The following is a 23,985-nucleotide window of genomic DNA, read 5'->3' as shown; positions in this document are numbered from 1 at the left end:
CCGGCGCGCGCCGCGACCATCGACGCGGCGCGCGTCTCTCCGCCCCGGCGGCCGGCGACCGTCCCCCACGGCCGCCGGGGCCCTGCGTTCGCTCAGCCGATGCTGAGCCAGACGTCGTCGAGATACCCGTGGTACTGGTCGTTGTTGACGGCCAGTCCCTTGCCGCCCATCCGCAACGGCTGGGTGGTGACCACCGACAGGGTGACCGGGATCGTGGCGGCCCCACGCTGCACGTCGTCGACCCGGATGGTCAGCGAGGTGCCGGCGCGACGGCATTCCAGCGTGTGCCAGCCGCCGTCCGAGATGGACAGCGAGCTCTTGGCCACGTACAGGGTGGGCGAGTTCTGGTCGCTCATGACGCAGCTCGGCTTCCCGGAGGCGCCGTCGACCTGCAGCTTGTACTGCCCGCCGGAGGTCGAGTAGCCCTTCTGCACGATGTTCTCCCCGCTGGAGGTCTCCGCGGCGGCCAGCCGCACGGCCGCCCCGAAACGCAGGTCCCGCGTGCCCGGGTTCAGGTCGGCGGTGTTCGCGGCCTGCAGATTGAGCCGGGGGCAGGTCGCCGCGACGGCGCACTTCGGCGGGAACAGGACGGCCTGGCCGGTGCCGTGCGGGACCAGCGTGGCCACGGCCCCGTTGGCCGCGAACGCCTTGAGCAGGTGGCCGTGGCCGGAGCCGTCGTCGAACGTGCCGTCCGCGACCGTGGAGTCGAAGTTGTACGACGCGACGAACGGCGACGCGGGCGGCGGCGGTCCGCCCGCCGAGCGTGCCGTGGGATCGGTGAACGCGGCGTACCGCTTCTGGGTGAGGCCGTTGATCGTGGTGAAGTCGCCGCCGACCGAGACGATGCCGAGGCCGACCGAGCTGGTCATGACCCGGACGCCGACCACGCCGTTGGCCTGCGGGGCCCAGGGCAGCAGGTTGCCCTGAGCGTCGATCGCGGCCAGCTTGACCCGCGGGATCGAGCCGTCGGTGCAGACGCCCTGAGCGCCGTTGTTCGTGGTGGTGCAGGCGTTGTCGAAGTGCCCACCCACGTACGTGGTGCCGCCGAACACCGTGACAGCCTGGATGTCGCCGTCGAAGACGCGGGTCCATCGGGTCGCGCCCGCGAAGGTGTAGGCGAGCGCGCGCCCGCCCTGGCCGCCGAGCGCCGCGTACACACTGGTGGCGTCGGAGGAGAGCGCGAAGACCTGATATGCGGGCTTGGGCTTGAACGTCGTGTCGACCACGCCGGTGACCGGGTCCACCGCGGTCAGCCGCAGGGTGGAGGGGACGTTGTTGGCGCGGTGGAAGCGCCCGCCGATGTAGATCTTGTTGTTGGCGACCGCGAGCGCGTTGACGGTGTCGTCGGTGGTCGGTGCCCACCCGGTGTCCAGCGCGCCCGTGACGGTGTTGAACGCGGCCAGGTTGGCGCGGGTGACGCCGTCCACTCCGGTGATCCGGCCGCCCAGGTAGAGCCGCCCACCGGCGACCGCCAGCGCGTTGGGCTGGCCGAGGATGCCGTGTTTGAGCGCCGTGGGGACGCCCGTCGTCGGGTCCAGACCGGCCAGCGAGTCACGGTTCTGGGCGCCGATGACGCCGAAGTCGCCGGCCGCGTACATGACCGTGCCGTCGGTGGCGAGAGCGCGGACGGTGTTGTCGGCGCCCGGGTTCCACGGCAGCAGCGCCCCGGTACGCCCGTCGAAGGCGGCGAGCCGGTTCCGGGCGACGCTCTTGCCGGCCACGATGGCCTTGGTGAACGAGCCGCCCACGTACACGGTGTCGCCGCGGTAGGCGATCGCGAAGACGGAGCCGTTGAAGCTCGGGGCCGTGGACGGGGTACTGTCCACGACCGCCGCGATTGCCACGCTGCCGGCTGTCATGAGGCCGAGCGAGACCGCGCCGACCAGGATCCGGCGCGCCGATGATTTCAGTCTAATTCGGTTACTGCGCACATCGGGGACTAACGGTGCTCGCCTCCCGAGGACGCGAGCACCGCCGCCGGGATCGCCCGGCACGAGGGCCCGGGCGTCCAGATCACTCGTCCGGGGGTAATCCCGACGGCCCGGCCGATCCCGGCGGCGCAGGTGTTATAGCCGGGCGGAGGGCCCACCGGGGTGTGGAATACTTCCGGGAATCGATCCCGGAACTTTCAGCTCGGAGGCGCCCGTGACCGGCGACGGGAAGCGCGTGACCATCGCCGCGATCGCGCACGAGGCCGGTGTCTCCGTGCCGACGGTGTCGCGGGTGCTCAACGGGCGCGCCGACGTGGCCCCGCAGACCCGCGAGCTGGTGGAGCAGCTGCTCAAACAGCACGGCTACCGGCGCCGGGCGTCCCGGCAGCAGAACAGCAGGTCCGGGCTGATCGACCTGGTATTCAACGACCTGGACAGCCCGTGGGCGCTGGAGCTGATCCGCGGCGTCGAGGACGTGGCGCATGCCGCCGGGGTGGGCACCGTCGTCTCCGCCGTGCACCGGCGTTCCGCCGCCACCCGGCAGTGGTTGCAGAACCTGCGCGCCCGGGCCTGCGACGGGGTCATCTTCGTGACCTCCGATCTCACCGGCACGGTCCACGCCGAGCTGCACCGGCTCAACATCCCCGTGGTGGTGGTCGACCCGGCGGGCGGCGTGGACCTCGACGTGCCCACCATCGGGGCCACGAACTGGGCCGGCGGGCGCAGCGCCACCGAGCACCTGACCTCGCTCGGGCACCGCCGGATCGGCCTGGTCGCCGGGCCCTCGCACATGTTGTGCAGCCGGGCCCGGCTGGACGGCTACCGCGCCGCCGTGGAGGCGGCCGGCGCCGACGTGGACGACGCACTGATCCGGCCCGGCGACTTCCTGTACGAGTCGGGCTTCGCGGGCGGCCTGGCCCTGCTCGACAGGCCGAACCCGCCCACCGCGATCTTCGCGTCCAGCGACACCATGGCCCTCGGCGTGTACGAGGCCGCCCGCCGCCGGGGCCTGCGGGTGCCCGACGACCTCAGCGTCGTCGGGTTCGACGACCTGCCCGAGTCGCGGTGGGCCTCGCCGCCGATGACCACGGTGCGCCAGCCGCTGCCCGAGATGGGTGCGCTGGCCGCCCGTACCGTCCTGCGGCTGGCCCAGGGACAGCCAATCGACACGCCGCGCGTCGAGCTGGCCACCGAACTGGTGGTACGCGACAGCACCACCGGGCCGGCGCCGGATCGCGTCTAGAGCTGGTTCTCCAGGGTCGCCACCCCGTCGAGGGCGGCCGCCGCCGGGATGCGGCCCCGGGCGGAGGCGTCGCCGTACAGCGCCCAGCGCAGGAACTCGGTGCTGGTCCCCGCGGTGGGCGCCAGGTCACTGGGCTCCGTGACGTGGCCGCCGTCGGTGATCGACAGCATCGCCCGCGACCACGGGGTCGCCTCGAAGACGGTATGCCCGGCCTCCCATTTCACCGTGTTGTCCCGGCGGCCGTGCACGTACAGCATCGCGGCGGGCGGGCCGGCGAACGGCAGGCCCCGGAAGTCGGTACCCGCGAACACGACGCCCGCCTTCAGCCGGGCGTCGCGGACCGCGCTGAACAGCCCCACCGTCGTGATGCCCCCGCCCGAGTGCCCGGCGGCGCCCAGCCGGTCCGGGTCGATGATCGCCCGCAGCGGATCACCCATGCCCAGCAGCTGATCCAGCACGTGCGACGCGTCCGCGGGCTGGTTGACGATGTCGGTGGGCTGGAAGTCCTGCACCCCGTACGAGGTGTGCGGGTACGCGGGCCCGGCGACCACGAACCCGGCCTGCGCCCAGCGGGACAGGATGTCCGCGTAGCTCTCGGGGGTGGAGGTCAGGCCGTGGCTGAACAGCACCAGCGGGAACAGCCGCCCCGCGGCGGGCTCGGCGTCGACCACCGGATCGGGGACGCCCGGCATGCCCGCCGCCGGATACCAGACCCGGGTCGGCAGCGGCCGGTCGTCGCGGAAGAACGACAGGTCCCGCCGGCCCACCGCGTACGCCTGGGCGGGCGCGTTTCCCGGCACCGGCGTGTACGGCGTGACCTCGCGCGGCGCCAGCGACGACCCCGTGGTCGAGGAGAGGATCGGCGCGGCCGACGACGGCACCGGTGGCGGGCTGCCGGCGGTGGCGGTCGGCGCGACAGTGCCGGAGGCCCCCGTCGAGCCCCCCGTCGAGCAGGCGGACGTCGCGCCCGCTCCGGCGGCAGCGGCCAGCACCCCGAGCAGCAGATTCCGTCGTCGCATCCTGCCATTGTCCGGGCCGTACCTGACGAGAACCTGCCCGCGCTTGGAGGGTTGAATCACATCGTGGCCGTCCCGCACTAGGCTGGGCTTCATGATCGATCGACCGGTGCGGATCGCACTGCAGCTTCAGCCGCAGCATCTGGACTACAAGACGATCCGCCGCACCGCGGCGGAGGCCGAGGAACTCGGCGTCGATGTCATCTTCAACTGGGACCACTTCTACCCCCTTTCGGGTGACCCCGTAGGGCTGCATTTCGAGTGCTGGACGATGTTGGGCGCGTGGGCGGAGGCGACCTCGCGGGTCGAGATCGGCGCGCTGGTCACCTGCAACAGCTACCGGAACCCGGAACTGCTGGCCGACATGGCCCGTACGGTCGACCACATCAGCGACGGCCGGCTCATCCTCGGCATCGGCTCCGGCTGGTTCGAGAAGGACTACCAGGAATACGGGTACGAGTTCGGCACGGCGGGCGGCCGCCTGGACGACCTGGCCGCCGCGCTGCCCCGCATCGAGTCCCGGCTCGGGAAGCTGAACCCGCCGCCCACCCGCAAGATCCCGGTGCTGATCGGCGGGGGCGGCGAACGCAAGACGCTGCGGCTGGTGGCCAGGCACGCGGACATCTGGCACGGCTTCGGCGACCCGGACACCGTCGCCCGCAAGGTCGAGATCCTGCACCGGCACTGCGCGGAGGTGGGCCGGGACCCGGCGGAGATCGAGCTGTCCACCGGCGTGCGCGGCGACCCCGCCGACCTGGGCGGGCGGCTGCGTGAGCTGGGCGTGTCCCTGTTCACCGTCGGCGTCGGCGGCCCGGATCCCGATCTGGGCCCGCTGCGGTCCTGGCTCGCCTGGCGCGACGCCCAGAACGGCCGGGGCTGACCGTCCCCGGGCCCGGCGCGCGCGTCGACGCCGCCCGGCTCGGGGCAAACCCGGCGCGTTGATCACGCTCGCCGCGTGTCGCGCACCGATCCCGCGGGTCGATCCGTACCGTCGCCAATCCGGCAGCCTCCCCGAGGTACCCCGCATCGGCGGGGATTCCATGTGACGATCAACTGAGGCGACCGGCGCGACCTCGGAAGGAAGCGTTTGGCGATGAAGAAGCTCATCGGCTGGACCGCACTGATATTGGTGGTGTTCTACATCGGGACCAACCCCGGCCCCGCGGCGGACATCGCCCAGGGCATCGGCAACGGGATGGCGAACATCTTCCACAACATCGGCGTGTTCGTCTCCGACCTGGCCTCGTGACCGGCCGGGCCCCACGACCGTTCATGCCAGGCGTGGCCGCATGACCGCTGCGGCCCCGTGACCGACCCGGCCCCGTGACCGTCCGCGTGGTCTGTGTCGGCCTGGCCACGGTCGACCTGATTCAGCGGGTCGACCGGATTCCCGGTGCGGACGAGAAGGTGGAGGCTGGCTCCGCGGAGCTGGCGGCCGGTGGACCGGCCACCAACGCCGCGGTCGCGGCGGCGGCGCTCGGCGCCGACGTCACCCTGGTCACGGCCGTGGGCATGCATCCGCTGGCGGCGGTCATCCGCGCCGACCTTTCCGCGTACGGGGTGCGCCTGCTCGACGCGACCCCGGACGCCGACGCCGCTCCCCCGGTCTCCGCGGTGACCGTGCTGGCGGGCACCGGCCAGCGCAGCATCGTCAGCCGCAACGCGGGCGGGCTGGCCGCGCCCGTACCCCCGGCGCTGGGCAGCGTCCTGTCCCGCGCGGACGCCGTGCTGGTCGACGGCCACCACCCCGGGCTGGCCACCGCGGCGGCGCGCGCCGGGCGGCCGCTGATCGTGGACGCCGGCAGCTGGCGTCCCGTGTTCGCCGACGTCCTGCCGCACGCCGACGTGGTGGCGTGCTCCGCGACGTTCCGCCACCCGGAGCTGCCGGGACCGGCCGCGATCCGCGACCTCGGCGCCCGCCACGTCGCCGTCACGGCCGGGCCGGACCCGGTGCGGTGGTTCTCGGCCGGGGCCGCGGGCGAGGTGCCCGTGCCGCCGGTCGCGGCGGTGGACACCGCCGGGGCGGGTGACGTGTTCCACGGCGCACTCGCGGTCGCCGTGGCCCGCGAACCCGCGCTCGCGGACCTGCCGACGGCATTGGCATACGCGGTCGCGGTGGCGGGGATCCGCGTCGCCCACGCGGGGCCCCGGACCTGGCTGACCGACCCCCGCCTCGCCGCCCTCCACCTCACCGCGCCGCCGACCTGACGACGCCACCAGCCCCGGCCCTCCCGACGCGGCCATGAGCGCCGGGGCGGCCCTCAGCCGCGCCGCCAGAGCCGAACTTGACAACTTCGGGTCGGCTCCGCACCTGAAGTCATCACAGATCGGGCCGGTGGTCGGGCGGCGTCGCCTGGTGGGCTGTCAGGAGGCGATGCGGATGAGGTGTTTGCCGACGCCGTCGCCGCGCAGCATTGCGAGGAACGCCTCCGGCGCCCGGGCCAGGCCCTCGTGCACGGTCTCCCGGTTGCGCAGGCTGCCGTCGGCCAGCAGCGGGGCGACCTCGGCGAGGAACCGGCCCTGCAGCTTCGCGTGGTCGCGGACCAGCATGCCGCGCATCGTGAGCCGCTTGCTGATCATCATGGGCAGGTTGCGCGGCGCCGGGGTCGGGGCGGTGGCGTTGTAGACGCTGATCATGCCGCAGATCGTGATCCGGCCGTGCAGACGCATGGCGCCGATCGCGGCCTCCAGGTGCTCGCCGCCCACGTTGTCGAAGTAGACGTCGATGCCGTCGGGCGCGGCGGCCTTCAGCAGGTCGCGTACCGGACCGTCGTGGTAGTCGAACGCGGCGTCGAAGCCCAGCTCGTCGGTCAGGTACGCCACCTTGGCGGCGGAACCGGCGCTGCCGATGACCCGGCTGGCGCCCTTGAGCTTGGCGAGCTGGCCCACGACCTGCCCGACCGCCCCGGCCGCGCTGGAGACGAACACGACGTCGCCGGGCTTGAACTCGGCGGTCTCGAACAGCCCCGCGTACGCGGTCAGCCCGGGCATGCCGAGCACACCGAGGTACGCCCCGAGCGGCGCGACGGACTCCTCGACCGGGTTGACGTGCCGCGCGTCCAGCAGCGCGTAGTCGCGCCAGCCGAGGCCGTGCAGCACCACCGTGCCGGGCTTGATCCGCTCGTCGCCGGACGCGACGACCTCGCCGACCGCGCCGCCCTCGAGCGCCCTGCCGACCTCGTACGGCGCCACGTACGACTCGCGGTCGTCCATCCGGCCCCGCATGTACGGGTCGACGCTCATCAGCAGGTTGCGGACCAGCACCTGGCCGGGGCCCGGATCGGGCACCTCGGTCTCGGCGAACTCGAACGTCTCCGGTGTGGGCCAGCCGTGCGGCCGGGCCGCCAGCCGGACCTCTGTGGAACGCGTGGACAACGTGCCTCCTGAGTGATCGAGGGGTACGCCGCCAACCCTACTCACGGGTAGCCGTGACGGCCGCCGTCGCGACGGCCGTCACGGCGACACTGCTCACACCGCGCGGATCAGGGTCACACCGTGCGGGCCAGCCGGTCGGCCAGGAGCTTGGCGAAGCGGGCCGGGTCGGCCAGGTCGCCGCCCTCGGCCAGCAGCGCCGTGCCGTACAGCAGCTCGGCGGTCTCCTTCAGGGCCGGGTCGTCGGCGCGGTCGGCCAGCGCGGAACCCAGGCCGGTGACCAGGGGGTGTTCCGGGTTCAGTTCGAGGATCCGCTTGACCGGGGGCACCTGCTGACCCATGGCGCGGTACATCTTCTCCAGCGTGGGTGTCATGTCGTCGGCGTCGCTGACCAGGCAGGCGGGCGAGCTGGTCAGCCGGTGCGTCAGGCGCACCTGCTTGACCTGCTCGCCGAGCGCCTCGGTGAGGAACGTCAGCAACGGCGTCAGCTCCTGCTCCTTCTCCGGCTCGGCCGCTGTGTCGCTGGGCAGGTCCACGGCGCCGCGCGCGATCGACTGCAGCTTCGTACCGTCGTACTCGGTGATCTGGTCCACCCAGATCTCGTCCACCGGGTCGGTGAGCAGCAGCACCTCGTACCCCTGGGCCCGGAAGGCTTCCATGTGCGGCGAGTTCTCCACCTGCGCCCGGCTCTCGCCGGTCATGAAGTAGATGGCCTCCTGGCCGTCCTTCATTCGGCCGACGTAGTCGGCCAGAGTGGTCGGCTCGGCGCCCGCCGTGGTCGCGAACGAGGCGATGTCGAGGATGGCGCGCTGGTTGTCGTCGCCGGCCAGCAGGCCCTCCTTGACCGCCCGGCCGAACTCGCGCCAGAACGTCGCGTACTTCTCCGCGTCGTTGGTCATCAGGTCCCTGACCGTGGACAGGACCTTCTTGACCAGGCGGCGGCGGATCATCTGGATGTGCCGGTCCTGCTGCAGGATCTCGCGGGAGATGTTGAGCGACAGATCGGCCGCGTCCACCACGCCCTTGACGAAGCGCAGGTAGTCGGGCATCAGTTCGGTGCTGTCGTCGGCGATGAAGACCCGCTTGACGTAGAGCTGCAGGCCGCGCTTGCCGTCGCGCTGGAACAGGTCGAACGGCGCCCGAGACGGGATGAACAGCAGGGCCTCGTACTCGAAGGTGCCCTCGGCCTTCATCTGGATGATCTCGAGTGGATCGTTCCAGTCGTGGCTGACGTGCCGGTAGAACTCCTTGTACTCCTCGTCGGAGACCTCGGCGCGCGGCCGCGCCCACAGCGCCTTCATCGAGTTGAGGACGTCGTCGCCCATCCGGATCGGGAAGGCGATGAAGTCCGAGTACTGCTTGACGATCTGGCGGAGCTTCCACTCGTCTGTGTAGTCGTACAGCGCGTCCTGCTCGTCGGCGGGGCGCAGGTGCAGCGTCACGGTCGTGCCGACCTCGGCGCCGACCACGGTGTCGATCGTGTACGTACCCGTGCCGTCGGACTCCCACTTGGTGCCGTCGTGCGTGCCGGCCCTGCGGGTGACCAGCGAGACCCGGTCGGCGACCATGAACGTCGAGTAGAAGCCGACACCGAACTGGCCGATCAGCTCCCGCGAGTCGGCGCCGCTCTCCTTGAGTTTGCGCAGCAGTTCCGCCGTACCCGACTTGGCGATCGTGCCGATGAGCTGGACGACCTCTTCGCGGGTCATGCCGATGCCGTTGTCGCGGACCGTCAGGGTCCGGGCGTCGGCGTCCACGACCAGCTCGATGTGCAGATCCGAGGTGTCGGCCTCGACGCCGTCGACGAGCGCCGCGTGGCGCAGCTTGTCCAGGGCGTCGGACGCGTTCGAGATCAGCTCGCGCAGGAATATGTCCTTGTTCGAGTAGATCGAGTGAACCATCAACTGCAGCAGCTGGCGGGCTTCGGCCTGGAACTCGAGCGTCTCCATGAGACCTTTCCTGTGCTCGACCGTCGTTTGTCGCCGCCGATCGTATGACCCCGCGGTGACCGAACGACGCCCTGCCCCGTCAGCGCATGTCGCCGGCGCCGCGGGGGCGCGGCGCGGCGATGGGTCAGCGCGGCGTGCGCGGAGGGCAGCCGGGGCCCGCGGCCCGGCCGTCGCGGATCCGGTACGCCGAGATGTCGCCCTGCACGAACGGCTGGAGTTCCGCCAGCCGCTGCGCCACCTTTCCCTCCTGCGCGTAGTACGCCACGATCGCCTCGTCGACGGCCCGGCAGGTGGCCCGCTCGGCGACCGCTTCGGCGGACCGGGTCAGCCCCTGCACATCCATCGCAGCGTAGGAGGCCCCGCCAACACCAACCGTGATCGCGGCCGCCATGGCCAGCTCTGTCAACCTCACCGGAACTCCGCTCGTCACGGTGCAGCCAGTCGGCGGCACGCAAACGATCATCAGGCTAGGCGTCATGACGCTGAGTGTTCAATGGCCCAGTCGGGCAAACGATCATTACTCTGTGTCATGTCGGCAGGGGCGCTTCGGCCGCCCGGGGGGCAGGCGCCGACGGGTTCGGGAAGCAGGACGCGCGGCGTCGCCCGGTCCGCCGTTTCGGCGCCCGGGCAGGCGCGTTGAGCAGGGCATGGACCCGAACCGGCGGCGGCCACCCCAGCTGGACCGCCGGGGTGTGCTGGCCGGCGGGCTGGCGGCGCTCGGACTCGCCGCGGCCGCGACGGCCGCCCTGCCGCTGGCCGGACCGCTGGCCCGCCGGTTCGGTGCGGCGGCACCGGTCGTACCCGACGCTCCCGCCGGAGAGGAGCGGCTGGAGACCCGCTTCTGCGCCGCCCGCGGTCGCACCGTGGACTTCTACACCGCCGTGCCCGCCGGGTACGGCACCGGCCGCGGCCTGCCCGTCTGCCTCGTCCTGCACGGCGGCTCCAGGGCGCCGCGGGACTACCCCGGCCTCGGTCTCGGCCGTTTCCTCACCGACGCGGTACGCCGGGGCGCCCCGCCGTTCGTGCTGGCGGGCGCGAGCGGTGACCGGCTCGGCTGGCGTCCCGGTGGCCCCGACGACCCACAGCGGATGGTGCACGCCGAACTGCCCGCGTGGTGCCGCGCGCTCGGCTTCGACACGTCGCGGCTCGCCGCCTGGGGCTGGTCGATGGGCGGCGCGGGCAGCCTGCTGCTGGCCGAGGCGTACCCGGGGTTCCTGCGCGGCGTCGCCGCCTTCTCCCCCGCGGTCTTCCCCGGCGACGACGTGTTCGGCGGGCTCTCCCGTCTGGGCCGTCTGCCCGTCGGGCTGTGGTGCGGTCGCGACGACAGCCTGTACGACCAGGTCCGGGCGCTGGAACGCGCCCTGCCCACGCCGCCGGTCGCGGGCGGGTACGCCGACGGGCGCCACAACTTCGGGTACTGGAGCACGGTCGTGCCGGCGGCGTTCGACTTCGTCGCCCGTACCCTGGCCCGCTGAGCGCGGCGCCGGGTGCGGCAGACTGCCGGGCATGCGCCTGGTGTCCCTCCTGCCGTCCGCCACCGAGATCGTCTACGCGCTCGGGCTCGACGACAACCTGGTCGGCGTGACCTTCGAATGCGACGAGCCGCCCCGCGCCCGCGCCGACAAGACCGTCGTGGTCGGCGGCCGGGACACCCGCGGGATGGATCCGGCCGAGATCGATGCGTACGTCAAGAGCCGGCTCGCCGAGGGCGGTGACCTGTACACGCTGCACGCCGACGCCCTCGCCGGACTGGACCCGGACGTGATCCTGACGCAGGACCTGTGCCGGGTGTGCGCGCTGCCCTCGGGGCAGGTCTCCGACGCGCTGACCCACCTCGGCTGCCGGGCGGACGTCGTCTCGCTCGACCCGTACACGCTGGAGGAGGTGCTGGGCACGATCGCCGAGGTCGGCGCCCGCACCGGCGTGCCCGAACGCGCCTCGGCGCTGATCGCGGCGCTGCGCGCCCGGCTGGCCTCAGTCGCGGCGGCCGTGGCCGGGCGCCCGCGGCCCCGGGTGGCGGTGGTCGAGTGGGTGGACCCGCCGTTCACGGCCGGTCACTGGGTGCCGGACCTGGTCACGGCCGCGGGCGGGGAACCTGTCGCCGCCCGCCCGGGCGCGAGGTCCGTCGAGACGACCTGGGCGGAGCTGGCGGCCGCCGCGCCGGACGTCGTGCTGGTCACCCCGTGCGGGTTCCACCTCGACGGAGCGGCCCGCCAGGCCCGGCAGGTGGTCCCGCACGTGCCGGGCGCTCAGGTGTGGGCGGTCGACGGCGACGCGTTGGTGGTACGGCCCGGCCCGCGGCTGGTCGACGGCGTGGAGGCGATCGCGTCGGCGCTGCACCCCGGAGCCGTCCCCGCCCCGCCCCCGACCGCGATCACCCGGGTCGCCTGACCACCAGCCCGCGAACCGCCGGGGTCAGGCGCTGACGGAGGCCGGGACCGGGGTCGGGCGGCGGGAGCCGGTGGCGACCGTGATGGGCCGGGCGCGGACCGGGGTCAGCGGCAGGGTCGCCAGGACGGCGCGGTGGGCCTGCTCGGTACGCCACAGCCACGCGGTGTCGCGGACGAACGACCAGGTCAGCGACGTCAGGGCGGCGGCGACCACGACCAGGTTCACCGGGGTGGGCAGGACGCTGGCGGTGGCCACGACCAGCACCACGCCCTGGGTGGCCGCGACGACCTTGCGGGAGAATCGGGGCGGCAGCGGGCGGCTCATCCACGGCAGCGCCCAGGAGGCGGCCACGAAGACGTACCGGTACGCACCCATGGCGACCGTCCACCAGCCCAGCGGGCCCGCCACGTACACGCTCAGGACCAGGATGAGGAACGCGTCGACCTCCATGTCGAACCGCGCGCCCAGCGCGGTCGTCGAGCCGGTGCGGCGCGCCACCTGCCCGTCGACGCCGTCCAGCGCCAGCGCGACCCCGACCAGCGCGACCAGCACCGCGGTCGGCGCGGGACGCTGGAACGAGTACGCGACCAGGGCGGTCACCCCGCCGACCAGCAGGGCCCGGCTCAACGTGACGACGTTCGCGGCGCCCAGCCGGCGCAGCCCGGTACGGCGGGCACCGACCACCAGCGCACCGGTCAGGACCAGCCCGTACGCGAGGCCGGCCAGCCAGCCCACCGCGCCGATGCCGACCGTGGCAGACAACGCCGCCAGCAGGGCGGTCAGGACGAGCAGCCCGGCGGCGGCGCCTCGCGACGGTGCGTCCGGGGCCGATGCTCTTCCGATGGTCACGGTTCCTCCGATGTCCGGCGCGGCGTCCTGCCGCCGTCCTGAATGAACACGCTCGCATCCGGTCAACGGTTCAGTGGCCGGGCGAGAAAACCGGTTCCCGGTTCCCCTGCGCGGGTGAGCGCGGTGCCCGCCCCGGCAGCCGTGACCCGGTTCACCCGCCGCCATGATCGGTGGCGGCTATGGTGGCCCCCGGACAGCGCCGCCCGGCCCCGTCCCGACCACGGCCGTGCCGTACACCGAGAGAAGGAGACGCCGCGTGAGCAGCGCCCGCGCGTTCTGGCTGGCCGCCCCCGGCGTCGGTGAGCTGCGCACCGAGGCCGTGCCCGAGCCCGGTCCGGGCGAGGTCCTGGTCCGCACGCGGTATTCGGGGGTCAGCCGGGGCACGGAGACGCTGGTGTTCCGCGGCGGGGTCCCCGACAGCCAGCACGCCGCGATGCGCGCCCCCTACCAGCAGGGCGACTTCCCCGCCCCGGTCAAGTACGGCTACCTCAACGTCGGCGTGGTCGAGCAGGGCCCGGCCGAGCTGACCGGCCGTACCGTCTTCTGCCTCTACCCGCACCAGACCCGGTACGTCGTGCCCGCCGACGCGGTCACCGTGGTGCCCGAGGGGGTGCCCGCGTCGCGGGCCGTGCTGGCCGGCACCGTGGAGACCGCGGTCAACGCGTTGTGGGACGCGTCGCCGCTGGTCGGCGACCGGATCGCGGTGATCGGCGGCGGCATGGTGGGCTGCGCGGTGGCCTCCGTCCTGGCCCGGTTCCCCGGCGCCCGGGTGCAGCTCGTCGACGCCAACCCGGCCCGGGCGGCGATCGCCGACGCGCTCGGCGTGGAGTTCGCGCTGCCCGCGGACGCGGCCGGCGACTGCGACCTCGTGGTGCACGCCAGCGCCACGTCGGCGGGGCTGACCCGCGCGCTGGAGCTGCTGGCGTTCGAGGGCACGGTGGTGGAGCTGAGCTGGTTCGGCGACCGCCCGGTCAGCGTGCCGCTCGGCGAGCAGTTCCACTCGCGGCGGCTCACCGTACGCAGCAGCCAGGTCGGCGCCGTCGCCCCGGCCCGGCGCGCCTCCCGCAGCTACGCCGACCGGCTGGCGCTGGCCCTGGATCTGCTGCGCGAACCGGCCTTCGACGCGCTGCTCACCGGTCGCTGCGCGTTCACCGAACTGCCCGACGTGCTGCCCCGGCTGGCCCGCGGCGACCTCGACACCCTGTGCCACCTCGTGACCTACGACGATTCCGGAGAGTGAACCCAGTGTTCAGCGTCACCGTCCGCGACCACATCATGGTCGCCCACAGCTTCACCGGCGAGGTGTTCGGGCCCGCGCAGCGGCTGCACGGCGCCACGTTCGTCGTGGACGCCACGTTCCGGCGCGCCGAGCTGGACGCCGACAACATCGTCGTGGACATCGGCCGCGCCCTGGAGCAGCTGCACGCCATCTGCGGCGCGCTCAGCTACCGCAACCTCGACGACGAGCCCGACTTCAAGGGCGTCAACACCTCGACGGAGTTCCTCGCGAAGGTGATCGCGGACCGGCTGGCCGACGGGGCCCGCGCGGGTGAGCTGGGCGAAGGCGCCCGCGAGCTGACCGGCATCGCGGTCACGCTGCACGAGTCGCACGTCGCGTGGGCGAGCTACGAGCGGACCCTGTGAGCCCCCCGCGCCGGGCCCTGTACATCGCGCTGCCCGGCGACATCGACGACCCCGCGACCCCGAGCGGCGGGAACCACTACGACCGCCGGGTGTGCGACGGGCTCGCCGCCGACTTCGACGTCCACGAGCTGGCGTTCGCCGGTGACTGGCCGCGCCCCGGCCCGGCCGCGGAACGGGCCCTCGCCGACGCGCTCGACGAGCTGCCCGACGGCGCCGACGTCCTGCTGGACGGGCTGCTGGCCGGACTGCCCGACGTCCTGGTGCCCGCCGCACGGCGGCTGCGGCTGATCGTGCTGGTGCACCTGCCGCTGGGCGACGAGACCGGGCTGTCGCCCGCGGACGCGGCCACGCTGACCGCACGCGAGCGGCGCACCGTGCACGCCGCGGCGGCGGTGGTCGCGACCAGTACCGCGGCGGCGCACCGGGTGGCCGCGGTGCACGGCCTGGACGCGTCGGACATCCACGTCGCGGCGCCGGGTGTCGAACCGGCGCCCGCCGCGCCGGGGTCGGCGGCGGGCACGCGGCTGCTCTGCGTCGCCGCGGTGACCCCCCGCAAGGGCCACGACGTGCTGGTGGAGGCGCTGGCCCGGGTCGCCGACCAGCCCTGGGAGTGCCGCTGCATCGGGGACCTGGACCGGCAGCCCGACTTCGTGGCGCAGGTCCGCGCGCGGGCCGCCGACCTCGGGCGCGTCCAGCTGCTCGGCACCCGCACCGGGCCGGCGCTGGCCGACGCGTACGCCGCGACGGACCTGCTGATCCTGCCGTCGCGCGCCGAGACGTACGGGATGGTGGTCACCGAGGCGCTGGCCCGCGGCGTGCCCGTGCTGGCGTCCCGGCTGGACGGCGTGGCCGAGGCGCTCGGCGCCGCGGACGGTGCGGTGCCCGGGGTGCTGGTGCCGCCGGGCGACCCGGCCGCGCTGGCCGAGGCGCTGCGGGAATGGCTCACCGACGCCGGGCTGCGCGAGCGGTTGCGGGCGGCGGCAGCCGCACGCCGGGCGGCGCTGCCCGGCTGGGATGAGACGGTCCGGGAACTGACGAAGGTGGTATGCGGATGAGCGGCGAGTTCAGTACGGCCTGGCTGACGCTGCGGGAGCCGGCCGACGCCGACGCCCGCGCCGAGGACCTGCTGCCACCGCTGCGTGCGGCCCTCGGCGACCGGCCGGTCGTGCATGACCTCGGCTGCGGCGCCGGGTCGCTGGCCCGCTGGCTCGGCCCGCGCCTCGGCGGCCCGCAGCACTGGGTGCTGGAGGACCGCGACCCCGAGCTGCTGGCGTACGCGGCGGCCCATCCCCCGGCCGGGGCCAGCGTCGAGACCCGCGTGGGCGACGTCACCCGGCTGAGCGCCGCCGACCTGGACGGCACCGACCTGGTCACCTGCTCCGCGCTGCTCGACCTGCTCACCGAGGCCGAGGTGGTGGAACTGGCACGGGTGTGCGCCGAGGCCCGTTGCACCGCCCTGTTCACGCTGTCGGTGCTCGGCGAGGTCACCCTCGAACCCGGCGACCCGCGCGACGCCGCGGTCGTCGACGCCTTCAACGCCCACCAGCGCCGCACGGTCGACGGGCGGCGCCTGCTCGGCCCTGACGCACCCGCGGTCGCGGCGGACGCCTTCGCGGCGGCCGGCGCCTTGGTGACCGTCCGGCCGAGCCCGTGGCGGCTCGGCCCCGAACGGGCGACCCTGACCGAGCAGTGGCTGCGCGGCTGGGTCGATGCGGCCGTCGAACAGCAGCCTGACCTGGGGCTCGACGGGTATCTGGAGGCGCGGCTGGATGCCCTGCGGGCCGGAACTCTGCGGGCCACGGTCGGCCACACCGACCTTCTCGCGATCTTCAACTGAACCTCGCGCGCGGACCCGGCGTACTAGTGCCTGGAGGACGACGAAGGGGGCAACGTGGCGAGAACGGTCTGGGCATGGGTGCGGGTGCTCGGTGGAGCGGGCATCATCGCGCTGCTGCTGTGGCGGCTCGGCACGAGCGCGTTCCTGGACGGCCTGCGGGTGATCGACGGACCCACCCTGCTGGTCGCGTTCCTCATCGGGCTGGCGACCACGGTCTTCAGCGCCTGGCGGTGGTGCCTGGTGGCCCGGGGGCTGGGGCTGCGGCTGTCGCTGCGCGCCGCGGTCGCGGACTACTACAAGGCGCTGTTCCTCAACGCGGTACTGCCGGGCGGGGTGCTCGGCGACGTCGACCGGGCGGTCCGGCACGGTAAGGACTCCGGCAACGTCGGGCGCGGCGTCCGAGCGGTGGTGCTGGAGCGTACGGCGGGACAGATCGTGCTCGTCGGTGTCGGCATCGCCGTGCTGGCGACCGTACCGTCTCCGGTGTTGACGCAGCTCAAGGCGCACGGCACCGCGGTCGCGGCGACCGCCGCGACCCTGCTGGGCATCGCCGCCGTGGTGCTGGTGGCCTGCGCCCGGCTGCGCCGCGGCACGTCGCGGTGGGCCCGCGCGGCCCGCACCGGGCTGGGTGAGATCCGCGACGGCCTGCTGGCCCGGCGCAATCTGCCCGGAGTGCTGCTGGCCTCGGTCGTGGTGCTGGCCGGGCACCTGGCGACGTTCGTGGTGGCGGCCCGGGCGGCCGGGTCGTCGGCGCCGCTGCTGCGGCTCGCCCCGCTCATGCTGCTGGCCCTGCTGGCGATGACCCTGCCGGTGAACATCGGCGGTTGGGGCCCCCGCGAGGGAGTGACCGCGTGGGCGTTCGGCGCCGCCGGGCTCAGCGCCACCCAGGGCCTCACCATCGCCGTCGTGTACGGGCTGTTCGCGTTCGTCGCCAGCCTGCCCGGCGCGGCGGTGCTGCTGGCACGGGCGCTGCAGCGGACCCGGGCGGCCGCGCCGGTAATGCCGGCCGCGCCCGTGACCGCACCGCCCGCGACGCGGGTCGTGCCCGAACCGGTGGTGGCGCCGGTCCGGCAGCTGGCGCACTCCGGTGCGTGAGCGCTCAGGTCGCCGGGAAGCGGTCGGACAGCGCGTAGCGCAGCAGCACCACATCGCCGATCTGCCGCACCTCGGCCAGGGTGGCGCGGCGCTGCGGGCCCCACGGGAACGCCCCGTCGTAGACGAAGCGTGGCGCCCGCGAGTCACCGACGAAGAACGGCGCGACCACCAGCTGCAACTCGTCGGCCAGGCCCGCGGACAGGAACTGGGTGTGCATGGTGCCGCCACCCTCGACCATCAGCTTGCGAACGCCGCGGGAGTGCAGGTCGGCGGCCACCCGGTGCAGGTCCACCGGCTCGCCGCCGTCGATCACCGTGGCGACGTGACCGAGCAGCTTGTGCGCCTCGTCGACGGCGGGGCTGGCGCAGTAGACCAGCTTGTCCACGTCGCCGGCGGTGAAGAACTGCGCGGCCGCGTCCAGGCCGCAACTGCTGGTGACGGTGACCTTCACCGGAGTCGGTTCGTGACCGTCCGCGACCCGCGCGCGGCGACGCTGCGCCGAGCGGACGAGCAGCCGCGGATTGTCCTGGCGGATCGTGCCCGCGCCCACCAGGATGGCGTCGCAGCCGGCCCGGACCGCGTCGACACGGTCGAAGTCGGCGTCGTTGGACAGCAGCAGACGTTCGTCGGTGGCGTCGTCGACGTAACCGTCGATGGACATGCCGCAGCTCAACAGAACGTAAGGACGCTCAACCACCGATGACGCCTCCAGTCGAGCGACGATCGTCACCCCGGTCGAACAGATGCGTCCAAGATAATCCGGTCGCGGGGTACCGGTACACAGACCACGTGTCGGAGCATGGTGATCTTGATCTTGGGGCACCGTGCGGCACGACGGATTTGCGGTTTCACGTACGAGGAGGGCCGATGTCAGAAGCAGCGCTGCGCAGGGTGGTGGAGCGCTCGGTCGTGGTGGCGGAGCCCCCGCCCGCCACGGTACGGCGGCAGGTGACCGTTCCGCTGCGGTTCGCGGACGGATACTCCACCACCGCCCGGGTCCTCACGTTCGACGGCCTGGTCGACGGCCGCGAGCACCTGGCCCTGGGCCTCGGCGAGTGGCAGCGCGCGCTGCGCCGCGGGGCGGCCGGCGGACCGGCGCCGCTGGTGCGCCCGCACAGCGAGTGCCTCACCGGCGACGTGTTCGGCAGCCAGCGCTGCGACTGCGGGCCGCAGCTGCGCGAGGCCGTGGAACGCATCGCCGACACCGGCGGCCTGCTGCTCTACCTGCGCCAGGAGGGCCGCGGCATCGGCCTGTACGCCAAGCTCGACGCGTACGCCCTGCAGGAGGCGGGGATGGACACGTACGAGGCGAACGTGGCGCTGGGCCGCGGCGAGGACGAGCGGGACTACTCCGCCGCCGCCCAGATGCTGCTGGCCCTGGGCGCCGACCGGGTACGGCTGCTGAGCAACAACCCGGACAAGGCGGAACAGCTGGAGGAGTTCGGCGTCGCCGTGTCCGAGCGCATCCCCACCGGTGTGCACGTCTCCCCCGCCAACGTGCGGTACCTGTCCACCAAGGTGTCGCACACCGCGCACACCCTGAAGCTGCCGTCCGCGGACTGATCCGTAGCGCCGTGCCCGGCTCCGGCTGGGCGCGGCGCGGCGCGCCCGCCCGGCGGGCCGGTGCAGGCCCGGGGCGGGCGTCGTCCACAGGGTGCGTCAGGGTGTCCGACCGGGTCTCTAGGATCGCCTGATGACGTCAGCTCCGGTCGGCACGGATGCCGCCATGGACGTGCTCACCAAGGTCTTCGGCTACCCGGCGTTCCGGGGGCGGCAGCGCGAGATCATCGACCATGTCGTCGCTGGTGGCGACGCGCTCGTGCTCATGCCGACCGGCGGCGGCAAGTCGCTGTGTTACCAGATCCCGGCACTGGTCCGCGACGGTGTCGGTGTGGTGATCTCCCCGCTCATCGCGCTGATGCAGGACCAGGTCGACGCGCTGCGCACGCTCGGCGTGCGGGCGGGCTTCCTCAACTCGACGCAGGACCTGTCACAGCGCCGCCTGGTCGAGCGGCAGTTCCTCGCGGGCGAGCTGGACCTGCTGTATGTGGCCCCCGAGGGTCTGGGCGTGCCCGCCACCCAGCGGCTGCTGGACTCCGGGCGGATCGCGCTGTTCGCCATCGACGAGGCGCACTGCGTGTCGCAGTGGGGCCACGACTTCCGCCCCGACTACCTGGGCCTGTCGATGCTGCACGAGCGGTGGCCCGACGTGCCGCGGATCGCGCTGACCGCGACCGCGACCAGCGCCACCCGCACGGAGATCGCCACCCGGTTGCAGCTCACCGACGCCCGGCACTTCACCGCCAGCTTCGACCGGCCCAACATCCAGTACCGCATCGTCGCCAAGAACGAGCCCCGGCGGCAGTTGCTGGAGCTGCTGCGCACCGAGCACGCCGGCGACGCCGGGATCGTGTACTGCCTCTCGCGCGCCTCTGTCGAGAAGACGGCCGAGTTCCTCACCGCGAACGGGATCACCGCGCTGCCGTACCACGCCGGGCTCGACGCGGGCACCCGCGCCGCGCACCAGTCCCGCTTCCTGCGCGAGGAGGGGCTGGTCATGGTGGCCACGATCGCGTTCGGGATGGGCATCGACAAGCCTGACGTCCGGTTCGTGGCCCACCTCGACCTGCCGAAATCGGTGGAGGGCTACTACCAGGAGACCGGCCGGGCGGGCCGCGACGGCCAGCCCTCCACCGCCTGGCTGGCGTACGGGCTGCAGGACGTGGTGCAGCAACGGCGCCTCATCGAGACCTCCGACGGCGACCTGCCGTTCCGCCGCAACGCCGCCGCGCACCTGGACGCCATGCTGGCCCTGTGCGAGACGGTCTCCTGCCGTCGTGGCCAGGTGCTGGGGTATTTCGGTGAGTCGGCGCCCGAGTCGTGCGGCAACTGCGACACCTGCCTCACGCCGCCGGAGTCCTGGGACGGCACGGTCGCCGCGCAGAAGCTGCTCTCCACGGTGCTGCGCCTGCAGCGCGAGCGCGGCCAGAAGTTCGGCGCCGGGCAGTCCATCGACATCCTGCTGGGCCGCACCACCGCGAAGGTCACCCAGTTCCGCCACGAGGAACTGTCTGTCTTCGGCATCGGCACGGAGCTGCGCAAGCAGGAGTGGCGCGGCGTCGTCCGCCAATTGCTGGCCCGGGGGCTGCTGGCGGTGGAGGGTGACTACGGGACGCTGGTGCTCACCGACGGCAGCGCCGACGTGCTGCGCGGCACGCACCCGGTACGGCTGCGCCGCGAGGCCGAGCGGGCGCGGGCACCCCGGCAGTCGCGGACCCGCGACACCACGGCGTCGGCGGAGCTGCCGAAGGAGGCCGAGCCGGTGTTCGAGCGGCTGCGCGCCTGGCGGGCCGGAGTGGCCAAGGAGCAGGGCATGCCCGCGTACGTGATCTTCCACGACGCCACCCTGCGGGCCGTCGCCGCGCTGCACCCCACCACGCTGGAGCAGCTCGGGACGGTCAGCGGCGTGGGCGAGAACAAACTGGCCCGGTTCGGCCAGCAGGTCCTCGACGTGCTGGCCGAGACGTAGGGCGGCCGGGGCGGCCGCGAATATGTGAGGCAGGTCCAATCCGGTTGCCCGTCTCGCGGCGTGGATGATCTCATGCCCGGAATGGGGGAACGACGACGCAGCCCGGCCGACACGATATTGCCGCCGCCGGGGCTACCGCGGACTCTCGCGGTGCAGTCCGCGGTGTTCGCAGTCGGCAGCGGCACGTTCCTGACCGGCAGCGTCGTCTTCTTCACCGGGTACGTGGGGCTGAGCCCTGTGCAGATCGGCCTCGGCTTCTCCCTGGTCGGCCTGCTCAGCCTCGTGGGTTCGCTGCCGCTGGGTCATCTCGCCGACCGGATCGGCGGGCGGCGGGCCTGGGTGCTGGGTGCGCTCGGCGGGGCAGCCGCGTTCGCCTGCTACCCGCTGACCAGCGGATTCTGGTCGTTTCTCGCCGTGCTGACCGCGGAGACGGTCGCCGACCTGCTGGCGAACGGCGGGCGGATGGTCTACACGGCGGCGGCGCTGCCCGTCGAGACGCGGGTACGCACGATGGCGTTCACGCGGGCTTATCTCAACGTCGGCTTCACGGTCGGCTCCGGGCTTGGGGCGGCGGCGCTGGCCCTGGACTCCCGGACCGGCCTGGTGGCGCTGGTCCTGGCGAACGCTGCGGGCCTGCTGGTCAACGCAGCGTTCGTGTCACGGATGCCCACGGTGATCGCCCCGGCTGCGGGCCGGGACGACGGGCCACGGCCGAGCCCGTGGGGGGTGCTTCGCGACCGCCCGTACATGGCGCTGGCGGCGGTCTTCGCGCTGATCTCCCTGTCGGACATGATCTTCGCGGAGATCATCCCGCTCTGGGCGGTCACCAGGACGGACGCGCCGAAACCCGTGCTGGGGGCGCTACTGGCGTTCAACACCGTTCTGGCGGTGCTGTTGCAGGTGCGCGCCACCCGCGGAGCCGACAGCACGGCGGGCTCCCTACGGCTGCTCCGCTGGGCCGCGCTCGCCGCGGCGGTGGCCTGCCCGGTGATCGCGCTGAGCGGCCGGACCAGCGGCTGGGCGACCATCGCGGTGCTGGCCCTCTCGGTGCTGCTGGTGACCGGGACGGAGCTGTGGGCGTCGGCCGCGCAGTGGTACCTCCAGACCGAGGTGCCGCCCGCCGACCAGCGCGGCGTGTACCTGGGGGCGAGCCGCTCGGTGGGCGGCATCTCGCGGATGGTCGGCCCGGCGTCGCTCACCTACCTGGCCATCTCCACCGGCGGGTGGGGATGGTGGGTGATCGCGGCCCTGTTCACGGCGTGCGCGATCGCGATCGCTCCCGTGGGGCGCTGGCTGGAACGCACCGCACGCAATGGGGCCCCGCACCCGGAACAACCGTCCCCGGTCGCCGCCTGAGGTCGGGCGCGCCGGCCGCGTGCGCCCGGTCAGGCTGCCGGATGGCGCACACGGTCGGCTCGGGGATCGATCGCGACGGGGTTCAGGCGGGCTGGCTGATGTCGACCATCCAGGCGACGCCGAACCGGTCGGTGCACATGCCGAACTCGTCGCCCCACATCTGCTTCTCCAGCGGCATGGCCACGGTGCCGCTCTCGGACAGCCGCTCCCAGTGGCGCCGCAGGGACTCGTCGTCGCCGCTGAGGCTGACGGTGATGGTGTTGCCCGGGTTGAAGTCCATGCCGGGCGCGGTGTCCGAGGCCATGAGCGTGTAGCCGCCGTCCGTTTCGAGCATGGCGTGCATGACCTTGTCGGCGATGGCGGGATCGGGCGAGCCGAACTCGCCGAACGTGCTGACGGTCAGGTTGCCACCGAAGACGTCGTGGTAGAACTCCATCGCCTCGCGGGCATTTCCCGCGAAGGTGAGATAGGGGTTGAGCCGAGAGGACATCGGACCCTCCTTCGTCGTGGATGTCGTTGCCCCCGCAGGCTAGACCCACCCCCCGACAACGAACGGGCGCCGAGCGGCCGGTCACCCGGATGGATCACGCGGCGTTCACCGCCGCCGGGTGGCGCGGGCCCTGATCACCGCGCGGGCGACGAGCAGCGCCGTCACGGCGACCATCTGACCACCGAGGATGATCTTGTTTACATCGACGGCCGGGCGCCACGAGACGCCGCGGTCGCGGATCACGAATACCCCCAGCGGCTTGGCAGAGATGCTGAAACCGCCGCCCGCACCGCTGTTCTCCCTGCCGTCCTGCGCCGGGCCGGTGCCGCCGCCCCCGCCGCCTCCGCCGCCGACCCGGGCGACCGGCAGCACGATCATCCCGTCGGCGGTGGTGATGGGCTCGCCGAACACCCGTCCGGCCGAGGCCTGATCCACGACCTCGCGCAGGGTCTCCAGCACGCCCGCGTCCCGGGTCGTCGTCTGGGTCATGACGCTGCTCTCCTTCCTCTGCGGCTCCGTGAGGGTGCGCCGTCCCGGCACCCCTGCGATCCCAGCGTCGAATTGCCCGGCGTGAGGCGCCCAGAGGCGTGCGGGACCCCCGGACCGGGCCATTCGGCCTGTGCACCTCGAAGAAGCACTTGAGATCAACGCGACGGGAATTCGCGGGCCTCGGAGGTCTCGAGCGCGTCAGCCCTTGACGGCGCCCGAGGTGCCGAACATTCCCACCGCGAGCGTCTTCGCGTGGGTGTCGGTGAGGAACACGTTCGCGATGAGGAACTCGTTGATCGTGCCGATGAACGCCAGCAGCCCGGTCACCGCGAGGATCGGCGCGACCAGCGGCAGCAGGATCCGGAAGAACGCCCGGGCGTGCGAGGCACCGTCCATGGTGGCCGATTCGTCCAGTTCGCGCGGCACCGTGTCGAAGAAGCCCTTCATCAGCCAGGTGTTCACCCCGAGCGCCCCGCCCGGGTAGAGCACGTTCAGGCCCCACGGGCTGTTGAAGCCGATCGCGGGCCACAGGTCCGTGATCGTGGAGAACATCAGGAAGATCGCCACGATCGCCAGGAACTGCGGGAACCCTGGATCAGCAGCAGCGCCAGCAGCCCGACCCGGCGTCCGGCGAAGCGCATCCGGCTGAACGCGTACGCGGCCAGCGCCGACAGGAACACCGACACGGCGGCCGCCACCCCGGCGATGAGCACCGAGTTGGCGAACCAGCGGGGGAACTCGGTGTCGCTGAGCAGCTTGCCTGGGTCACAGGGGCTGGCGGGCGGCGGTCCACG

At 73.1% G+C, this 23,985-nt stretch carries 23 protein-coding genes and 1 pseudogene; 14 read left to right on the top strand and 10 right to left on the bottom strand.

Going from position 1 to position 23,985, the window contains the following annotated elements; genetic code table 11:
• Nucleotides 1-92: 92 nt before the first annotated feature.
• On the bottom strand, nt 93-1,859 hold the full coding sequence (locus tag ACMCNN_RS13400; protein WP_412746525.1) for a LamG-like jellyroll fold domain-containing protein: 1,767 nt from the start codon (nt 1,857-1,859) through the stop codon (nt 93-95).
• Nucleotides 1,860-2,145: 286 nt separating this feature from the next.
• Here ACMCNN_RS13400 and ACMCNN_RS13395 point away from each other — a divergent pair, with 286 nt between their 5' ends.
• Entirely contained in the window at nt 2,146-3,174 is a 1,029-nt protein-coding gene (locus tag ACMCNN_RS13395) for a LacI family DNA-binding transcriptional regulator (RefSeq protein WP_412746524.1), read from the top strand.
• Here ACMCNN_RS13395 and ACMCNN_RS13390 read toward each other — a convergent pair.
• Complete coding sequence (locus tag ACMCNN_RS13390; RefSeq protein ID WP_412746523.1) at nt 3,171-4,193, bottom strand: alpha/beta hydrolase family protein; 1,023 nt, start codon at nt 4,191-4,193, stop codon at nt 3,171-3,173. The two genes, ACMCNN_RS13395 and ACMCNN_RS13390, sit on opposite strands and share 4 nt — an antisense overlap.
• 91 nt (nt 4,194-4,284) lie before the next feature.
• Here ACMCNN_RS13390 and ACMCNN_RS13385 point away from each other — a divergent pair, with 91 nt between their 5' ends.
• The 3 genes from ACMCNN_RS13385 to ACMCNN_RS13375 all read left to right on the top strand — a co-directional run bounded on the left by ACMCNN_RS13385 (nt 4,285) and on the right by ACMCNN_RS13375 (nt 6,398).
• The gene (locus ACMCNN_RS13385; protein ID WP_412746522.1) at nt 4,285-5,070 is read left to right on the top strand and encodes an LLM class F420-dependent oxidoreductase; all 786 of its coding nucleotides are present in this window, start codon (nt 4,285-4,287) and stop codon (nt 5,068-5,070) included.
• A gap of 213 nt (nt 5,071-5,283) precedes the next feature.
• Nucleotides 5,284-5,439 (top strand): hypothetical protein, encoded by a 156-nt coding sequence (locus tag ACMCNN_RS13380; RefSeq protein ID WP_412746521.1) that lies wholly within the window; start codon nt 5,284-5,286, stop codon nt 5,437-5,439.
• A 74-nt stretch (nt 5,440-5,513) separates the two neighbouring features.
• The gene (locus ACMCNN_RS13375) at nt 5,514-6,398 is read left to right on the top strand and encodes a PfkB family carbohydrate kinase (protein WP_412746520.1); all 885 of its coding nucleotides are present in this window, start codon (nt 5,514-5,516) and stop codon (nt 6,396-6,398) included.
• 156 nt (nt 6,399-6,554) lie between these two features.
• Here the strand turns inward: ACMCNN_RS13375 and ACMCNN_RS13370 are convergent, their stop codons facing one another.
• From ACMCNN_RS13370 to ACMCNN_RS13360, 3 genes are all read right to left on the bottom strand, one after another.
• Nucleotides 6,555-7,565 carry an NADP-dependent oxidoreductase gene (locus tag ACMCNN_RS13370; protein WP_412746519.1) on the bottom strand — a complete coding sequence of 337 codons (1,011 nt, stop codon included), beginning with the start codon at nt 7,563-7,565 and terminating at the stop codon, nt 6,555-6,557.
• A 113-nt stretch (nt 7,566-7,678) separates the two neighbouring features.
• Nucleotides 7,679-9,511, bottom strand: a complete 1,833-nt coding sequence (gene htpG, locus ACMCNN_RS13365) for a molecular chaperone HtpG (protein WP_412746518.1) — start codon at nt 9,509-9,511, stop codon at nt 7,679-7,681.
• Between the two features lie 124 nt (nt 9,512-9,635).
• Entirely contained in the window at nt 9,636-9,923 is a 288-nt protein-coding gene (locus tag ACMCNN_RS13360) for a hypothetical protein (RefSeq protein ID WP_412746517.1), read from the bottom strand.
• A gap of 235 nt (nt 9,924-10,158) precedes the next feature.
• Between ACMCNN_RS13360 and ACMCNN_RS13355 the strand changes: the two genes are divergently transcribed.
• Together ACMCNN_RS13355 and ACMCNN_RS13350 are read left to right on the top strand one after the other, a co-directional pair.
• The gene (locus ACMCNN_RS13355; RefSeq protein ID WP_412746516.1) at nt 10,159-10,986 is read left to right on the top strand and encodes an alpha/beta hydrolase-fold protein; all 828 of its coding nucleotides are present in this window, start codon (nt 10,159-10,161) and stop codon (nt 10,984-10,986) included.
• 31 nt (nt 10,987-11,017) lie between these two features.
• The gene (locus tag ACMCNN_RS13350) at nt 11,018-11,902 is read left to right on the top strand and encodes a cobalamin-binding protein (RefSeq protein WP_412746515.1); all 885 of its coding nucleotides are present in this window, start codon (nt 11,018-11,020) and stop codon (nt 11,900-11,902) included.
• A gap of 24 nt (nt 11,903-11,926) precedes the next feature.
• Here ACMCNN_RS13350 and ACMCNN_RS13345 read toward each other — a convergent pair whose 3' ends face one another.
• Complete coding sequence (locus tag ACMCNN_RS13345; RefSeq protein ID WP_412746514.1) at nt 11,927-12,751, bottom strand: CDP-alcohol phosphatidyltransferase family protein; 825 nt, start codon at nt 12,749-12,751, stop codon at nt 11,927-11,929.
• A gap of 256 nt (nt 12,752-13,007) precedes the next feature.
• Between ACMCNN_RS13345 and ACMCNN_RS13340 the strand changes: the two genes are divergently transcribed.
• Genes ACMCNN_RS13340 through ACMCNN_RS13320 form a run of 5 tightly spaced genes read left to right on the top strand, consistent with a single transcriptional unit; the run spans nt 13,008 to nt 17,327 of the window.
• Nucleotides 13,008-13,991 carry a dehydrogenase gene (locus ACMCNN_RS13340; protein WP_412746513.1) on the top strand — a complete coding sequence of 328 codons (984 nt, stop codon included), beginning with the start codon at nt 13,008-13,010 and terminating at the stop codon, nt 13,989-13,991.
• Between the two features lie 5 nt (nt 13,992-13,996).
• Nucleotides 13,997-14,395, top strand: a complete 399-nt coding sequence (locus ACMCNN_RS13335) for a 6-pyruvoyl trahydropterin synthase family protein (protein WP_412747153.1) — start codon at nt 13,997-13,999, stop codon at nt 14,393-14,395.
• Complete coding sequence (locus ACMCNN_RS13330) at nt 14,392-15,450, top strand: glycosyltransferase family 4 protein (RefSeq protein WP_412746512.1); 1,059 nt, start codon at nt 14,392-14,394, stop codon at nt 15,448-15,450. Before ACMCNN_RS13335 ends, ACMCNN_RS13330 begins: the two co-directional genes overlap by 4 nt.
• Nucleotides 15,447-16,232: a class I SAM-dependent methyltransferase gene (locus ACMCNN_RS13325; RefSeq protein WP_412746511.1), complete on the top strand. Its 786-nt coding sequence runs from the start codon at nt 15,447-15,449 to the stop codon at nt 16,230-16,232. Before ACMCNN_RS13330 ends, ACMCNN_RS13325 begins: the two co-directional genes overlap by 4 nt.
• 54 nt (nt 16,233-16,286) lie before the next feature.
• Nucleotides 16,287-17,327, top strand: a complete 1,041-nt coding sequence (locus ACMCNN_RS13320; RefSeq protein WP_412746510.1) for a lysylphosphatidylglycerol synthase transmembrane domain-containing protein — start codon at nt 16,287-16,289, stop codon at nt 17,325-17,327.
• 4 nt (nt 17,328-17,331) lie between these two features.
• Here ACMCNN_RS13320 and ACMCNN_RS13315 read toward each other — a convergent pair whose 3' ends face one another.
• Nucleotides 17,332-18,024 (bottom strand): RibD family protein, encoded by a 693-nt coding sequence (locus ACMCNN_RS13315; protein ID WP_412746509.1) that lies wholly within the window; start codon nt 18,022-18,024, stop codon nt 17,332-17,334.
• 170 nt (nt 18,025-18,194) lie between these two features.
• On the opposite strand from ACMCNN_RS13315, the gene ACMCNN_RS13310 reads away from it, so the two are divergent.
• The 3 genes from ACMCNN_RS13310 (at nt 18,195) to ACMCNN_RS13300 (ending at nt 22,212) form a co-directional block, all read left to right on the top strand.
• Nucleotides 18,195-18,890: a GTP cyclohydrolase II gene (locus ACMCNN_RS13310; protein WP_412746508.1), complete on the top strand. Its 696-nt coding sequence runs from the start codon at nt 18,195-18,197 to the stop codon at nt 18,888-18,890.
• 130 nt (nt 18,891-19,020) lie between these two features.
• Nucleotides 19,021-20,856, top strand: coding sequence for a DNA helicase RecQ (gene recQ, locus ACMCNN_RS13305; protein WP_412746507.1), 1,836 nt, complete (start codon nt 19,021-19,023; stop codon nt 20,854-20,856).
• 162 nt (nt 20,857-21,018) lie between these two features.
• Entirely contained in the window at nt 21,019-22,212 is a 1,194-nt protein-coding gene (locus ACMCNN_RS13300) for an MFS transporter (protein ID WP_412746506.1), read from the top strand.
• An 82-nt stretch (nt 22,213-22,294) separates the two neighbouring features.
• Here the strand turns inward: ACMCNN_RS13300 and ACMCNN_RS13295 are convergent, their stop codons facing one another.
• From ACMCNN_RS13295 to ACMCNN_RS13285, 3 genes and pseudogenes are all read right to left on the bottom strand, one after another.
• Nucleotides 22,295-22,702 carry a VOC family protein gene (locus ACMCNN_RS13295; protein ID WP_412746505.1) on the bottom strand — a complete coding sequence of 136 codons (408 nt, stop codon included), beginning with the start codon at nt 22,700-22,702 and terminating at the stop codon, nt 22,295-22,297.
• 105 nt (nt 22,703-22,807) lie between these two features.
• Complete coding sequence (locus ACMCNN_RS13290) at nt 22,808-23,191, bottom strand: spore germination protein GerW family protein (protein ID WP_412746504.1); 384 nt, start codon at nt 23,189-23,191, stop codon at nt 22,808-22,810.
• 222 nt (nt 23,192-23,413) lie between these two features.
• Nucleotides 23,414-23,946, bottom strand: a pseudogene (locus ACMCNN_RS13285) (sugar ABC transporter permease); the annotation flags it as partial.
• Between the last annotated feature and the right edge of the window lie 39 nt (nt 23,947-23,985).

The organism is Krasilnikovia sp. MM14-A1004 (genome assembly GCF_047159485.1).
Classification (GTDB): domain Bacteria; phylum Actinomycetota; class Actinomycetes; order Mycobacteriales; family Micromonosporaceae; genus Actinoplanes.
The sequence above is the reverse complement of the archived record's forward strand: the minus strand, read 5'-3'. Positions and strand labels throughout refer to the sequence as shown.